Annotated in this window: 18 protein-coding genes; 4 read left to right on the forward strand and 14 right to left on the reverse strand. The window is 49.6% G+C overall.

Annotated features, from left to right (window positions below; genetic code table 11):
- Positions 1 to 2 precede the first annotated feature (2 nt).
- From AB1K62_RS12140 to AB1K62_RS12150, 3 genes are read right to left on the reverse strand one after another with little or no spacing between them, the layout of a single operon-like run.
- Positions 3 to 761 (reverse strand): SprT family zinc-dependent metalloprotease, encoded by a 759-nt coding sequence (locus AB1K62_RS12140; protein WP_367003877.1) that lies wholly within the window; start codon positions 759 to 761, stop codon positions 3 to 5.
- Entirely contained in the window at positions 730 to 1173 is a 444-nt protein-coding gene (locus tag AB1K62_RS12145; RefSeq protein ID WP_367003878.1) for a YcgN family cysteine cluster protein, read from the reverse strand. Before AB1K62_RS12145 ends, AB1K62_RS12140 begins: the two co-directional genes overlap by 32 nt.
- Positions 1161 to 1778 (reverse strand): SCO family protein, encoded by a 618-nt coding sequence (locus AB1K62_RS12150; RefSeq protein ID WP_367003879.1) that lies wholly within the window; start codon positions 1776 to 1778, stop codon positions 1161 to 1163. Before AB1K62_RS12150 ends, AB1K62_RS12145 begins: the two co-directional genes overlap by 13 nt.
- A 102-nt stretch (positions 1779 to 1880) precedes the next feature.
- On the opposite strand from AB1K62_RS12150, the gene AB1K62_RS12155 reads away from it, so the two are divergent.
- Entirely contained in the window at positions 1881 to 2552 is a 672-nt protein-coding gene (locus AB1K62_RS12155) for an ankyrin repeat domain-containing protein (RefSeq protein ID WP_367003881.1), read from the forward strand.
- A gap of 13 nt (positions 2553 to 2565) precedes the next feature.
- Here AB1K62_RS12155 and AB1K62_RS12160 read toward each other — a convergent pair whose 3' ends face one another.
- From AB1K62_RS12160 to AB1K62_RS12210, 11 genes are all read right to left on the reverse strand, one after another.
- Positions 2566 to 3081 carry an MmcB family DNA repair protein gene (locus AB1K62_RS12160; RefSeq protein ID WP_367004055.1) on the reverse strand — a complete coding sequence of 172 codons (516 nt, stop codon included), beginning with the start codon at positions 3079 to 3081 and terminating at the stop codon, positions 2566 to 2568.
- Between the two features lie 302 nt (positions 3082 to 3383).
- The gene (locus tag AB1K62_RS12165; RefSeq protein ID WP_367003883.1) at positions 3384 to 4085 is read right to left on the reverse strand and encodes a cell wall hydrolase; all 702 of its coding nucleotides are present in this window, start codon (positions 4083 to 4085) and stop codon (positions 3384 to 3386) included.
- Positions 4086 to 4276: 191 nt separating this feature from the next.
- Positions 4277 to 4612, reverse strand: coding sequence for a DUF1491 family protein (locus tag AB1K62_RS12170; protein WP_367003885.1), 336 nt, complete (start codon positions 4610 to 4612; stop codon positions 4277 to 4279).
- A gap of 47 nt (positions 4613 to 4659) precedes the next feature.
- A complete protein-coding gene (locus AB1K62_RS12175) occupies positions 4660 to 5151 on the reverse strand; it encodes a PaaI family thioesterase (RefSeq protein ID WP_367003887.1) in 492 nt (163 codons plus the stop codon).
- Complete coding sequence (locus AB1K62_RS12180; RefSeq protein ID WP_367003888.1) at positions 5151 to 5618, reverse strand: PTS sugar transporter subunit IIA; 468 nt, start codon at positions 5616 to 5618, stop codon at positions 5151 to 5153. Before AB1K62_RS12180 ends, AB1K62_RS12175 begins: the two co-directional genes overlap by 1 nt.
- Positions 5619 to 5819: 201 nt before the next feature.
- Positions 5820 to 6395 (reverse strand): ribosome-associated translation inhibitor RaiA, encoded by a 576-nt coding sequence (gene raiA / locus AB1K62_RS12185; RefSeq protein WP_367003890.1) that lies wholly within the window; start codon positions 6393 to 6395, stop codon positions 5820 to 5822.
- Between the two features lie 66 nt (positions 6396 to 6461).
- Positions 6462 to 7160, reverse strand: a complete 699-nt coding sequence (gene dnaQ / locus AB1K62_RS12190) for a DNA polymerase III subunit epsilon (protein ID WP_367003892.1) — start codon at positions 7158 to 7160, stop codon at positions 6462 to 6464.
- Between the two features lie 27 nt (positions 7161 to 7187).
- Positions 7188 to 7805: a dephospho-CoA kinase gene (gene coaE / locus AB1K62_RS12195; RefSeq protein WP_367003894.1), complete on the reverse strand. Its 618-nt coding sequence runs from the start codon at positions 7803 to 7805 to the stop codon at positions 7188 to 7190.
- The gene (gene aroE, locus AB1K62_RS12200) at positions 7802 to 8629 is read right to left on the reverse strand and encodes a shikimate dehydrogenase (protein ID WP_367003896.1); all 828 of its coding nucleotides are present in this window, start codon (positions 8627 to 8629) and stop codon (positions 7802 to 7804) included. Before aroE ends, coaE begins: the two co-directional genes overlap by 4 nt.
- Positions 8626 to 9219 carry a nucleoside triphosphate pyrophosphatase gene (locus AB1K62_RS12205; RefSeq protein WP_367004057.1) on the reverse strand — a complete coding sequence of 198 codons (594 nt, stop codon included), beginning with the start codon at positions 9217 to 9219 and terminating at the stop codon, positions 8626 to 8628. Before AB1K62_RS12205 ends, aroE begins: the two co-directional genes overlap by 4 nt.
- Before the next feature lie 16 nt (positions 9220 to 9235).
- Positions 9236 to 10117, reverse strand: a complete 882-nt coding sequence (locus AB1K62_RS12210; RefSeq protein ID WP_367003897.1) for a pyruvate, water dikinase regulatory protein — start codon at positions 10115 to 10117, stop codon at positions 9236 to 9238.
- Between the two features lie 317 nt (positions 10118 to 10434).
- Between AB1K62_RS12210 and hemE the strand changes: the two genes are divergently transcribed.
- The 3 genes from hemE to rho all read left to right on the forward strand — a co-directional run bounded on the left by hemE (position 10435) and on the right by rho (position 13334).
- Positions 10435 to 11466 carry a uroporphyrinogen decarboxylase gene (gene hemE / locus AB1K62_RS12215; RefSeq protein WP_367003899.1) on the forward strand — a complete coding sequence of 344 codons (1032 nt, stop codon included), beginning with the start codon at positions 10435 to 10437 and terminating at the stop codon, positions 11464 to 11466.
- Positions 11466 to 11909, forward strand: coding sequence for a CopD family protein (locus AB1K62_RS12220; protein WP_367003900.1), 444 nt, complete (start codon positions 11466 to 11468; stop codon positions 11907 to 11909). The genes hemE and AB1K62_RS12220 overlap by 1 nt, the downstream gene beginning before the upstream one ends.
- Before the next feature lie 168 nt (positions 11910 to 12077).
- Positions 12078 to 13334, forward strand: a complete 1257-nt coding sequence (rho, locus tag AB1K62_RS12225; RefSeq protein WP_367003901.1) for a transcription termination factor Rho — start codon at positions 12078 to 12080, stop codon at positions 13332 to 13334.
- Positions 13335 to 13456: the final 122 nt, after the last annotated feature.

The raw sequence follows: 13456 nt of genomic DNA on the forward strand, positions 1-13456 counted from the left end.
TTTTATCTGGGCGGCACGCCGATGAGATGCAAACCCGTGCCATGCTGTTTAAGCCAGCGGTCAGCATCCTTGCGATTACCTTCAAAAATCCTGTCGAGGAGTTCGTAAAAATCGGGACTGTGATTCATGTGGCGCAGGTGGGCAACCTCATGCGCGACCACGGAACGCCGAACCAGTGGAGGGGCCATGACAAGCCGCCAGTTCAACCGGATCGCGCGGCGCCCCGAACAGCTTCCCCAGCGGCGCCGGGCATCGCCAATAGACAGCGTAGGCATATCCACTCCCGCCCGCTTGCAATAGAGCATAAGATCATCTGCATAAGTGGTGCGTGCCTGTTCCTTCATCCATCTTATTATGCGGCTTTCGATCCGGTTTTCAGGGCCGCCAACCCGAATTTCATTGTCAGTTTTCAAAGGCGTACGGCTAAATTCGGCGGACCAGTGGATGACATGCTCTTCGCCTGCAAAAGCAATCTCCGCGCCATTGATGATTGGAACAGGCGGCAATGCCTCGGCAAACTGATCCGCTAACCAGCCCGATTTGGACTGGGCAAAGCGCAGCGCTTGCGTCATGCTGGCATAGGGAGGCATTGTAATCCGTACATCACCCTTTACAATATCAGCCGAAACGGCAATGGAGCGCGCCCGCGCCACCTTACGCACAAGCAGCGGATAATAGCGCCCGCCCAGTTCAATCTCTAACGCCTCGCTATCCGGTGTGGTGCGCGCCTTAGAGCGGTCTGTCGAGAATATGGTGCTCAAGCGGCCCAGCTTCTACCTCCGTTATTACCTTGCCGCGTATCGAGTTTCCGGTTTGATGGATAGTTTCCCGGTCGCCGGATATCAGATAATGCCATTCCGGTAACGGTAAGTCACGCGCCCGCAATTTATAAGCGCAGCTGTCCGGAAGCCAGGTAAATTGATCCAGCTTTGTACGGGTCAGCCGGACACAATCAGGAACAAAAAACCGCCGCCGCCGATAATCGCTACACTGTGCAGTTTGCGTGTCGAGCAGCTTGCAAGCGATATTAGTCATATAGACCTCGCCGTCATCCTCGTCCTCAGCTTTTAGCAAACAGCATTTTCCGCAACCATCGCAAAGCGCTTCCCACTGGCCGCGGTCAAGCGTGTCGAGGGGTTGCTCCCAAAAGGGGCGCTTAGCTACCGCATCCATCGCGTGATTTCATCGGCAATTTGCTGAGGTGTGCCGTCAAAGGGGAGCAAGGCAACGGGCTCGCCTTCCGGGCCTAATAAATAAGCCTGGCGGCTATGGTCTACCAGATATTCACTGGTGCCTTCATCCTCGCGCTTGTCATAAATTATCAGAAATTTTTTCGCAACTTCAGCAATTTCATCAACGCTGCCGGTCAAACCGATCAGCCGCGGATGAAAAGCTGATACATATTGTTTCAGTTGCTCAGGCCGATCGCGTTCAGGATCAATTGTAATGAATATCGGTTGGATTTTATCCACCAAAGCCGGATCATCCTTCTCCGCCAAGGCCAATCCCTGCATCAACCGCTGCAGATCAACAGGGCATACATCGGGGCAATAGCTATAACCGAAATAGATGATCCGGTATTTTCCAGCAAAATCAGTATCCGATGTTTTTTCCCCGTCCTGGTTAGTCAAAGTAAAGCCGCCGCCGATTGCTGCTCCCGCAAGAGGCGCTTCTTCTTGTGCACCGCCATTTGCATCACCGGAAGATCCCGGGTTGCAGGCGGAGAGAAGCGATAGTAAAAGCGCGGCAGAGAAAAGAGAGAGAAATTTGTTCATCATAAGGCCAGCCATGGTCTGCTATCGGCGAATTTTCAACTCATATTTGACAGCATCTATCGTTAACAGGTGATAGATTTTTCAATTAATGCAAGGCGGCATATTATGCATTGGGGCAGCTTCGGACTTTCACGCAGCGGATTTTCACAATCAGACCGGGCAAATAGTGTCAGACCGTTCGTTCTGGCATTATTGGCCGCTTTTTCGTTGGCACTGCCGGGTGCTGCCAATGCACAATTTTCTGACAGCTATAACTTCCTCAAAGCAGTGAAAGACCGGGATGGCACAGAAGCGACAAAATTTTTGAATCAGCCCGGCACGGTAATCGTCAATACCAAGGATTTAACCACTGGACAAACCGCGCTTCACATCGTGGTAGCCCGCCGCGATCCCACTTGGACTGCGTTTCTTTTGCAAAAGGGTGCTAATCCCAACGTGCAAGATAATGATGGAACAACGCCGCTCATGCTAGCCACACAATTACGTTTTGTTGAGGGCGCCCGCGTTTTGCTGTCCAAGAATGCCAAGGTGAATCAGGCTAACAACCGGGGCGAAACTGCCCTGATCCGCGCGGTTCAGTTGCGAGATCCTGAAATGGTGAGACTATTGTTAGCAAATGGTGCTGATCCGGATCACACTGACACTCTTGCTGGCCTGTCAGCTCGTGATTATGCCACACGTGATCGACGGGCTTCTGCAATTTTGGCCGAGATTGAGAAAATGGATAAAAAGAAGAAACCCGAGCCCGAAGGCCGGTTTTTCGGTCCGCAAGGCTGATCGCCATTCTGACTCAATAGAATTCACATGCTACGGGGTCAGTCCAGCCATTTGTTACAGATAACCGGCGCATGGCACGCCTTGCCAATCGCGTAGTTTCTGTTTTGCGACGGGCCGGGGCCAGCGCATGGGTTGCCGCCGGACGAAGAATCTCCGCATCATAGGCATCAGCAACTATCATCCCTGTCCGTTCTGGCAGAAATTCAGCTCGATCAAGCGGTGTAACGTCAAATCCGCCCGGAAAAGCCCAATAAAAGCGATCGCAATAGTCCAGATATTCTGTCCACTTGCTATCGCCGAGCAAATCACCGCGTGCGACCTTTATCTCAACGATTATAACCTGTCCCTTGGCATCCAGCCCCATGAGATCTGCTCGCCTTTTATTCGGCAGGCTCACTTCGGGTAGGACCATGATATCATGTCGGGAAAATAACCGGGCTGTACCACGAGCAATTGCTGCCGCCCCCGTTAATGGGTGAGGCTCAGGGGCTAAAAAAGCTGCTAAAGACGAATCATCCTGGTCTATCATCATGCCGAAGAATTAGAACATAAACAGAACAAAAGAAAGACATTATCTTTATTCAAGCTAGAAAAGCCTATCATCATTTTCACAGTATGTGTTTCCTCGACTCAGACAGATACGTCCCACGGCTTTGGAATATTCTATTCTAAGTTCACTAAGTTCACACCAAGGAACGGCTAGTTTCCGGACGTTTTTGCAGATTATCATCCCTTATTTGACATTTTCGGCCAACACCTGAGCGCATGAGAGACCGTAAATAAAAAAGGCCCTCGAAAGGGCCCTTTTTCTAATATTGGAAAACAAAAATCTTAGCGATAGAAAATATGATTATCGATCATCGCCATCCGCTTTAACCGCCAGCCGGGCGATACATAACGGGCATGGAAGAATAAAGCACCTTCGACAGGACTTTCCCAACCATCGTTCATCGCAATTTTGGCAATCGCAACGGCGTTATGCCAATGGGAGTGGTTTTTATTTATCCGCGGCATTTTTCCGCCCCGAATGAAGGAGAATTGTTTGCGTTGATATACAACGCCGCACATGGTGTCGGGAAAGCGCGGGGAAGCGGCCCGGGCCATGACTACGCGAGCAACCGCAAGCTGCCCGGCTAATGTTTCACCTTTTGATTCAAAATAGATAGTACCGGCAAGGCACATCATTTCTTCGCTCAATGAATCTTCAACAGATTGCTGAGCGACCAAGTCACGCAGAGAATTGGTGTCGGTGTCTACATAATCAAAATTATTTTGAGAGGTGCGTTCTTCATTAGCGACGCGGTCTTCAACAATGACATCTTGAGGTATTTCGGAGAGAACTTCCTGTTCTTCTGCGAAAACAACTGAATCCGTCTCATTAGCGGATTCTACCATAGCCGGATCAATTACAATCTCCGCCTCTGGCATCTCTTCACTCGCTTCCAGTGCGAATGATGCATCGGTCATGGTAAGAGCCGCGACCGTAGTTAGTGCTAGCGACAAGACGCTGGCAGACTTAAAAATTTTGCTCATAAACCCGTTATTTAATGCGGCGAGTCCAGTGCGGGCCGAAACCTGCAAAAATAAGCTTAAAAACCAACCAACAGCTTATCCCTGTCCCCTCCGTCTGCATGTTTAGTCCTGTCAAAAAGACATTCTAGTGGACCAACCGGTGCATTGAAGTTGCACGCGAAATAAGCGCAGCCAGAACAGAGTCAACGAAATCAGGTCATTTCAGCGACGAGCTGTTCTGCATCCGGGATATCCAGTTCAATTAACCATAAATCAGGATCAAATTTGCTTCTCCGGTCCAGATATTCCTGTAAGTTTCCTTGTTTATCAGTAGGTTGAGACCAGATAACTTGCCATATTGAAGGTCCATCAAGACTCGGCATTTTCTCCAAAAGTCGCGGATCTTTACCTTTTTCCAAGCAAATAATTAGAATCGCGCCAGAGATTCGGTCGCCTTTTTGAATCACTGTCCCAAAGCCACCCTCCTGATTCACTTTACGCAAAAGCGATTGGACAATCATCTCGGCAGATAGGCGTGGTTCGATCATTCGGGTTCGATCATCTGAATATAATCGTCTATGTTCATCGGAGGAGTTCAGGAAGGCTGCTGATAGCCAGGAAGGGAAGCCAGCGGTATACGCGAGCGCATGAAGGTTCCCGTACCGCGGGCAATTTCTTCGCCATCCTCATCAATCAGGCGAGCATCAGCGACAAGAACCCGTCTTTTTCCGCTTACCCAGTTCCCTTCTGCGGTCACGGTGCTGGTTTTAAGTGGTCGGGTGAACAATAGGTTGAAAGCAGTGGTCAACAGAAAACGGTCCGTAACCAGGCTGTTCGCCGCATAAAATGCAACATCGTCAAGCATTTTGAAATAGCCGGTGCCATGGACGGCTCCGGCAGCATGATAATGGCGTTCATCAACAGAAAATGTGATGCGAGCTATGCCACGTTCGGTGATTTCAAGCGTGGAATCGAAAAACTGGTTGATCGGTGCTTGGGCATATAATCGCTCCAGCGCGCGAAAATGTTCTTCCGGTCCACTTGTTTCCGGCCCGCTTGTTTCTTGTTGATCGTTTTCTAAAGCCATTAGGCCGCTTGCTGGTCTTTTTGACCGGTTAGCAAGACATAAAGCGCGTCTTCTGAAGACGCGCCACGAAGCTTGGTCAATATCGATTCATCACGCAGAAAGCGGGAAATTTCAGCCAGCGCTTTCAGATGGTCCGAGCTGCCTTGTAAGGGAGATAACAGGCCAAACACCAGATCGACCTCTTGGCCATCATGTGCATCAAAGTCGATGGGTTGTGCCAGACGAAGGAACATACCAACACATTTGTCCAATCCCCTAATCCGCGCATGGGGTATCGCTACGGAGCCGCCAAAACCCGTGGAGCCCAAAGATTCGCGATCATGGAGAGCATCTACGACCATTTGCTGGTCAAGACCATAAGACTTGGCTGCTATTCCTGCCAGAGCCTGAAAAACCTGTTTTTTTGACATAGCCGTATCACTCGCCGTTACAGCGGCGGCATCGATATGAACTGACAAATATTCCATTACATCCTCATAGGTTCGTTGACCTGATACCTTACAGCGCTCCGGCTGGCGGTGGCCCGCCTTTAGCCGGAGCGCCGGTAATCACAAACATATTTTCGCCAGAGATGTTATCTCAATTCTATTTATCCGCAATCAACTTTCCGGAACTTTAGGCCCGAATCACTGGAGAACTGCGATTTAACTGTTTGTGGCAGCAGAATATTATTTTTGCGGTTCAACCCATCCGATCATGCCATCCGCACGGCGATACACCATATTATGGGCGCCTGTTCCGGCATTTTTAAACATTAAAGCGCCCGTATTGCGTAAATCCATCATCATAACCGCATCCGAAACGCTGGCTACGGGAATATCAGTGCTGGTCTCGGCAATAATTGGTGGTGCTTCGGCATCCATCAACTCCGATTCTTCCTCATCATCACCGCTATCAAACACCCGATAAGCAGCTTCCTCTTGTTTAGCAGCATATTGGGCCTGGAGATGATGGTCATTCAACCGGCGCATATAACGGCGTAACTGTTTCTCTATCTTCTCGGCTGCTTGGTCAAAAGCCTGATGCGCGTCTTCGGCACGGGCTTCTGATTTCAGCATCAATCCTTGCATGATGTGGGAAACTATATCGCACTGAAAATGATTATGAGGCGCTTTGCTAAAGGTTGCATGAGCGGAAATGGCCTTGGGAAAATATTTATCGGCTATTGCGTTCATTCTATCATCAACATGACTTTGGAGCGCATTACCGGTGTCTACCTGATGTCCTGAAACACGAATTTCCATAATTATTCTCCATTATAGTTAGGCAAAATTTTCAAATTCCAATCTAAAGACGGGCGATTTATCCGGTTAGATCTTTGCCCAAAGCGGATCTTCTATCTCTTTCATAAAGGCAGCGTGACGCGCCAGTTCCATTTCGTTTGCTTCATGGGCACGCGGCGCAATAAACTGCCGCCTCAAGGCGGCTTCCTTGCCTGAAATCTTCCGCCCTTCCGAAGCCGCATCCGCTTTTTCTTCCGATAGGCTAAGCCCGATCTGGCGACCACCAGTCAGTTCGATATAAAGTTGTGTCAATAATTCTGCGTCGAGCAGTGCACCGTGTTTTATACGGTGACTCCGGTCAATCCCATAGCGGCTGCATAAAGCATCAAGAGTCAGCTTTGCGCCCGGATGCTTTACTTTTGCAATGGCCAAAGTATCAATCATGCGGAACTGCGAAATAGGTTTCTTACCGCAAAGGACAAGCTCAGCATTCAGGAAATTAAAATCAAACTGGGCATTATGGGCAACCAGATTAGCATCGCCCAAAAACTCTAAAAGCTCGTCCGCACCGTCAGCGAACAGCATTTTATCGGACAGAAAAATATCGGAAAGCCCGTGTATTTCCTCTGCCGCTTTGGGCATCGGGCGCTGAGGATTATAATAGCAATGGAAGCTGTTCCCGGTTTCTAGCCGATCAATCATTTCAATACAGCCTATCTCCACCATCCGGTCACCACTGTGAGGGTCAAAGCCGGTAGTTTCAGTATCGAAAATTATTTCCCGCATATATCTAATATTGGACTCTCTTACCGGTTAGGCAAGAGAAGCTTTCAGTTTTTCGATAGTATTTTTAACCTGTTTGCGGGTTTCCTCCAAAGTCAGCGACGTATTGATGACATAATCCGCCCGTTTACGCTTCTCTGCGTCCGGCATTTGCAACGCTTTAATTTTCTCAAACTTGTCCGCCGTCATCCCGGGACGCTGCAACACGCGGTTGCGCTGATCTTCTTCGCTTGCAGAAACAACGATGATTTGATCGACACCTTGCGCTCCGGATTTTTCAAACAATAATGGTATATCAAACAGAACCATCGGCGCGCGCTCATTCTGTTGCAGAAATTCGGCCCGCATCGCGCCGACAGCCGGATGGATGAGCGCTTCCAGTTTTTTCAGCGCCTCCGGATTACCCAGAACAGCGGGACCAAGTTTCTGGCGATCCACGCCATTTTTACTTGTGGTGCCAGGAAATAGCGCTTCAATATCCTCCACCAACGCGCCGCCCGGGCCTTGTAAAATATGCACCGCGGCGTCAGCATCGAATAAGGGAATGTCTTCATCCGCGAACATCTGCCCCACAGTTGATTTTCCCATACCGATGGAACCGGTAAGGCCGATTATCAACGGTCCTGCTTTATTCTTCTGTTCCATCATTTCAGCAGCAGCTTTCTCAATAATTCGTCATGTTCCAGCGGTGGGGCTTGGTCAAAGAATATTTCAAACGCCACCGCCGCTTGGCCGATAAGCATCGACAAGCCATCAATTGTTTCCAGTCCTCTCGCCCTAGCAGCTTTTAGCAAGCTGGTTTTAAGCGGCGCATATACCAAATCATAGACAATGGCATCATCAGGCAAGGGAGAAAGATCAACGATCAATTCATCCTGTCCCTTCATCCCAAGAGCACTGGCATTGACAAGCAGCCGTGCCGGCGGAAGCGCAGAGCCATGTTCCAAAGCCTGTCCCTTTAACCCGAAACGCGCGAGCAGGGCCGAGGCTTTTAATACATTGCGGTTGATAATCGTAACGGAACCGACTTCAATGCGCGACAGGGCAAACAAAACAGCCTGCGCTGCGCCGCCCGCACCAATCACAATGACATCCTGATTTTTTAGCGGAACATCGGAAATTGGCGCAAAAAAACCACCTGCATCCGTATTAGTGCCAAATAGTTCACCGTTTTCAGCTTTGGCAACCGTGTTCATCGCTCCAATAGATGCGTGAACGTTACCCGGATCAGAAACATGGTCCATCACCGCCAGCTTATGCGGGATTGTAACATTGCAGCCCCGCCAGTCCGGATCATCCCGGCGGCTGGCAATATAGCCCTCCAACTCGTCAGGTTTCACGTGGAACATCCGGTATTCGGCCTTGATCCCCAGCTTTTCCAGCCAGAAGTTATGAATGACCGGGGATTTGCTATGGGCAATCGGATCACCGATAACCTCTGCATAAGGTAGACCTGTAGAACGATCGGTCATGATGGCATAACGCCGCGGACACGCAAATAATCAAGCAATTGTAACAGAGGTAACCCCATAATCGTAAACTGACTCCCTTTAATATCTGAAAAAAGCTGCGCTCCGCGGCCTTCGATCTCGTAGCATCCAACACAGTGGCGGATATTGTCCCATTCCGCCTCGACATATTGGTCGATAAAGGCATCGCTTAACTGGCGCATGCTTAAAGTTGCTATATCAATATGCCGCCAGACCGGTGATCCCTGATCCGCGATTACGGCTGCGCTGAACAATTTATGTTTTTTGCCGGACATCAAGCGTAAATGCGCTTTGGCATCCTCACGGCTTTCCGGCTTGTCGAGCATTGACCCGTCTTCCAGCGCCAGTAGCTGATCCGCGCCAAGGACAAGAGCCGGTCCGATGCGCCGCGACACCCGCACGGCCTTGGCTTCGGCCAGCGCATCAGCCACATTGCGCGCGGTCACGCCATCTGAGCGAAGCCCCTCCCTCAACGCCTCTTCATCAACATTGGGAGCCAGAGATTCCACCATAATTCCAGCAGCCTCGAGCATAGAGCGCCGGGCTTTACTTTGGGAGGCGAGGATCAGCATCGGCTCCACTATAGATTTATCCATCGCTTTTTTTCTCGCTATCTTCGGATTTATCAGCGCTTTCGGCTTTCTTCTTGGCTTCGATCTCGCGAATATCGCGATCATTATAGAAATTGATGATCGCAGCGGCGGATTCCTCGATCGACCGGCGCGTTACATCAATGGTGGGCCAGCCATTATCAGCAAACATCCGCCGGGCATATTGGGTTTCTTCCTTTACCTTTTGCTCATTGACATAATCTGTTTCGGCGGCCTGATTCAATGATAACAGCCTGTTACGGCGCACCTGCACCAATCGGCTGGTTCCGGCGACCAGACCAACAACCAGCGGGTTTTTCAAATGAAACAGCGCATCGGGCGGCGGCGATTCCGGAACGATAGGAATATTCGCGGTTTTATACCCGCGGTTGGCCAGATAAATAGATGTCGGTGTTTTTGATGTGCGGGATACGCCGGCAAGCACAATATCCGCTTCCTCCCAATTTTCCCACCCTATACCGTCATCATGGGCGATGGTAAATTGAATGGCCTCCACCCGTTTGAAATATGCCGCATCCAGTATATGCTGTCGTCCCGGCCGCGCTTTTGCTTCTTGCCCCAGCATGTTGGACAGGGCATCTGTGACCGTATCCAGCGCAGGCACAACCGGCAGGCCCAGATGACGACATTCCCGTTCCAGACGCGCGCGGATTTCTCGATTGACCAGCGTAAAAATTACCAGCCCCGGATTATCAGCGACCTCAACCAATATCCTGTTCAAATGCGTTTCCGAACGCACCATCGGCCAGAAATGTTTAATGATCTCGACACCATCAAATTGTGCCAGAGCGGCTTTGGCGATATTCTCCAGCGTCTCTCCGGTAGAGTCAGACAACATGTGAAGGTGTAAACGATTCATTCAAAGCTCCAAACGCCCGCAACCCTGTTATTTCATTGTGGATAAAGCAAGGGATGAATACGGGATATTCGACTTTCCTGTTTCCATCCCCGACATTCCGATTTCTATCCACAGCCCGTCAACTTTTGGAATTTTCATCCACATGCTGTGGATAACAGGGATGAAATTTTAGAATCGGCAAGCATATCGTGAACAACGGTCTGTCAATCTGTTTGTAATAGCGGTAGATCCACGTTACCCCCTTTATCCACGCTGTAACAACAACAACAAGATTCTATAAATATACTTATATATTATATTGGATAACGCTAATTCCCATGTCTGACGTAATCGACTCCCCGAAACTTCTACTCGAAACCCTGCGCGGCAAGAAAACGGACCAAACTCCGGTCTGGTTAATGCGGCAAGCGGGGCGTTATTTGCCCGAATATCGCGAATTACGCGCAAAAAAGGGCGGATTTCTTGAACTTTGCTATGATGCGGATGCCGCGGCCGAAGTGACTTTGCAACCGATCAAGCGGTTCGGTTTTCATGGCGCTATCCTGTTTTCCGACATTTTGATCGTGCCCCATGCCATGGGTCAGAATCTGTGGTTTGAGGCTGGGGAAGGACCACGGCTGGCACCAAGGCTCACGGAAGCAGCTTTATCGTCGCTGGAGGCAGCCCCAGAGCATTTTGAGGCTATTTACAATACGGTAAAGAGTGTCGCATCACAGTTGGACGATAAAACTACCTTCATGGGGTTTGCCGGAAGTCCCTGGACCGTCGCAACCTATATGTTGCAGGGACAAGGTAGCAAGGATCAGGCTATCACCCGCCGCTATGCTTATAAAAATGATACGGCTTTTGCGGAACTGATCGACGCGATTATCGAAAATACGGTGCAATATCTGCTCGGTCAGGTAGCAGCAGGCGTTGAAGCAGTGCAGCTTTTTGATAGCTGGGCAGGGGCCTTGTCTCCGGCGCAGTTTGAAAAATGGGTCATTGCGCCCAATGCCGAAATTATCAGGCAGTTAAAAGCAATTCACCCGGACCTGCCAATTATCGGTTTTCCCAAAGGGGCAGGTGCGAAACTTATCGCTTATGCGAATGAAACCGGGGCCAGTGCGATCGGTCTGGATGAAACTGTCGATCCCGTCTGGGCTCATGAAAACCTCCCGGCGGAACTGCCGCTTCAGGGCAATCTTGATCCATTAGCTCTTATCACCGGCGGTCAAGCGCTTGAACAATCCGTACGGCATATCCTGCAAGTGTTTGAAGACCGTCCACATATTTTCAATCTGGGTCACGGAATTTTACCTGATACTCCGATTGAACATGTTGAAAAGCTGCTTACACTTGTGCGGTAATGAATGAAATACTCTCGATGCTCTATCTCTGGTTAAAATCCGCACATATAATTTTTATAATCTTCTGGATGGCGGGTCTGTTCATGATGCCGCGTTTCTTCGTCTATCATCAAGAAACAGCAGCGGGGTCCGATGAGGATAGCAAATGGATTGATCGTGAAGCAAAATTACGCAAGATCATCCTCAATCCCTCGCTGGTCATTACCTGGGCTATGGGATTACTGCTCGCTTATAATATTGATGCGTTTAGCCAAGGCTGGTTTCATGCCAAATTACTGATGGTAATAGCGCTGTCGGGCTATCATGGCTGGATGATGGGCTATGTTAAAAAACTGGCTCGCGGCGAGCGGACCATGACTGATAAAGCGTTGCGCTTGGTCAACGAAGTGCCGGGCATAGCAGCCGCGATCATTGTCATATTGGTGGTAGTTAAACCTTTTTGATGACTCTCAATGGTTTTCCGTCTGATCTTTTTGAGTTTGACAGGGTCATGGCAAAGGCGTAATCAAGCCTCAAAGCCCGTCCGGGCGACCTCATCATGTGAAAACTTAATGGCGAATACGCCGTTCGCATGCAAAAAATAACTCCCTGACATACTTGGATAACCTTCCATGCACTTAAAAGAATTAAAAGAAAAATCACCCGCTGGACTCGTCTCTATGGCGGAAAAGCTTGGTGTCGAAACCGCATCCACCTTGCGTAAACAGGATCTGATGTTTGCGATTTTGAAGGAACTTGCGGATAATGATGAGCTGATCATGGGGCTTGGCACGATTGAAGTGCTGCCCGACGGATTTGGCTTTTTACGTTCTCCGGAAGCCAATTATCTGGCCGGTCCGGACGATATCTATGTGTCACCTAACCAGGTTCGAAAATTTGGCTTGCGTACCGGTGATACGGTTGAGGGTGAAATTCGTGCGCCACGTGATGGAGAGCGTTATTTTGCGTTGACGAAGCTGACCGCGATCAATTTTGATGAACCGGAAGCGGTGCGGCACCGGGTGAATTTTGATAATCTGACTCCGCTCTATCCGAATGAGAAACTGACACTCGACAGTCTTGATCCTACGGTCAAAGATAAATCAGCCCGCGTTATTGATATTATTTCGCCGCAGGGCAAAGGCCAGCGCGCCTTGATCGTGGCCCCGCCACGGACCGGTAAAACCGTGCTGCTGCAAAATATTGCCAAAGCGATTACGGATAATCATCCGGAAGTTTATCTGCTCGTCCTGTTGATTGACGAACGCCCCGAAGAAGTAACCGACATGCAACGTTCGGTTAAGGGTGAAGTTATCAGCTCCACTTTTGATGAACCCGCAACGCGCCATGTGCAAGTTGCTGAAATGGTTATTGAAAAAGCAAAGCGTCTGGTCGAGCACAAGCATGATGTGGTCATCTTGCTTGATTCCATTACCCGTCTTGGCCGCGCGTATAATACGGTTGTGCCAAGCTCTGGCAAAGTGCTGACCGGCGGTGTTGATGCCAATGCGTTGCAGCGCCCGAAACGGTTTTTCGGTGCTGCCCGTAATATTGAGGAAGGCGGCTCGCTTTCCATCATTGCAACCGCGCTGATCGATACCGGCAGCCGGATGGACGAAGTTATCTTTGAAGAATTTAAAGGTACCGGCAACTCTGAAATCGTATTGGACCGCAAAGTTGCGGACAAACGTATTTTCCCAGCGCTTGATGTCGGTAAATCCGGAACGCGTAAGGAAGAATTGCTGGTCGAGGATGACAAGCTCAAGAAAATGTGGGTGCTGCGCCGTATTCTCATGCAAATGGGCACGATCGACGCGATGGAATTCCTGCTCGACAAGATGAAGGATTCCAAAACCAATGATGATTTCTTCGACAGTATGAATCAATAATATATATTGCTGGTAAAACCGGACCACTCAGACGGGTTTAACCGATCAATAACCTGTTTGAGCGGGCCGGTATAATATTTACCCGGGGATTTCACCGGGATGGTTTTCGTAAATTATCGGAA

The organism is Parasphingorhabdus sp. JC815 (assembly GCF_040717415.1).
Classification (GTDB): domain Bacteria; phylum Pseudomonadota; class Alphaproteobacteria; order Sphingomonadales; family Sphingomonadaceae; genus Parasphingorhabdus.

What these genes read in the sequence shown, in the direction of transcription:
- AB1K62_RS12145 (WP_367003878.1), bottom strand. Translation starts at nt 1,173, where the DNA reads ATGGATGCGGTAGCTAAGCGCCCCTTTTGGGAGCAACCCCTCGACACG.
- AB1K62_RS12150 (WP_367003879.1), bottom strand. Translation starts at nt 1,778, where the DNA reads ATGATGAACAAATTTCTCTCTCTTTTCTCTGCCGCGCTTTTACTATCG.
- AB1K62_RS12155 (WP_367003881.1), top strand. Translation starts at nt 1,881, where the DNA reads ATGCATTGGGGCAGCTTCGGACTTTCACGCAGCGGATTTTCACAATCA.
- AB1K62_RS12160 (WP_367004055.1), bottom strand. Translation starts at nt 3,081, where the DNA reads ATGATAGACCAGGATGATTCGTCTTTAGCAGCTTTTTTAGCCCCTGAG.
- AB1K62_RS12165 (WP_367003883.1), bottom strand. Translation starts at nt 4,085, where the DNA reads ATGAGCAAAATTTTTAAGTCTGCCAGCGTCTTGTCGCTAGCACTAACT.
- AB1K62_RS12170 (WP_367003885.1), bottom strand. Translation starts at nt 4,612, where the DNA reads ATGATCGAACCACGCCTATCTGCCGAGATGATTGTCCAATCGCTTTTG.
- AB1K62_RS12175 (WP_367003887.1), bottom strand. Translation starts at nt 5,151, where the DNA reads ATGGCTTTAGAAAACGATCAACAAGAAACAAGCGGGCCGGAAACAAGT.
- AB1K62_RS12180 (WP_367003888.1), bottom strand. Translation starts at nt 5,618, where the DNA reads ATGGAATATTTGTCAGTTCATATCGATGCCGCCGCTGTAACGGCGAGT.
- raiA (WP_367003890.1), bottom strand. Translation starts at nt 6,395, where the DNA reads ATGGAAATTCGTGTTTCAGGACATCAGGTAGACACCGGTAATGCGCTC.
- dnaQ (WP_367003892.1), bottom strand. Translation starts at nt 7,160, where the DNA reads ATGCGGGAAATAATTTTCGATACTGAAACTACCGGCTTTGACCCTCAC.
- coaE (WP_367003894.1), bottom strand. Translation starts at nt 7,805, where the DNA reads ATGATGGAACAGAAGAATAAAGCAGGACCGTTGATAATCGGCCTTACC.
- aroE (WP_367003896.1), bottom strand. Translation starts at nt 8,629, where the DNA reads ATGACCGATCGTTCTACAGGTCTACCTTATGCAGAGGTTATCGGTGAT.
- AB1K62_RS12205 (WP_367004057.1), bottom strand. Translation starts at nt 9,219, where the DNA reads ATGCTGATCCTCGCCTCCCAAAGTAAAGCCCGGCGCTCTATGCTCGAG.
- AB1K62_RS12210 (WP_367003897.1), bottom strand. Translation starts at nt 10,117, where the DNA reads ATGAATCGTTTACACCTTCACATGTTGTCTGACTCTACCGGAGAGACG.
- hemE (WP_367003899.1), top strand. Translation starts at nt 10,435, where the DNA reads ATGTCTGACGTAATCGACTCCCCGAAACTTCTACTCGAAACCCTGCGC.
- AB1K62_RS12220 (WP_367003900.1), top strand. Translation starts at nt 11,466, where the DNA reads ATGAATGAAATACTCTCGATGCTCTATCTCTGGTTAAAATCCGCACAT.
- rho (WP_367003901.1), top strand. Translation starts at nt 12,078, where the DNA reads ATGCACTTAAAAGAATTAAAAGAAAAATCACCCGCTGGACTCGTCTCT.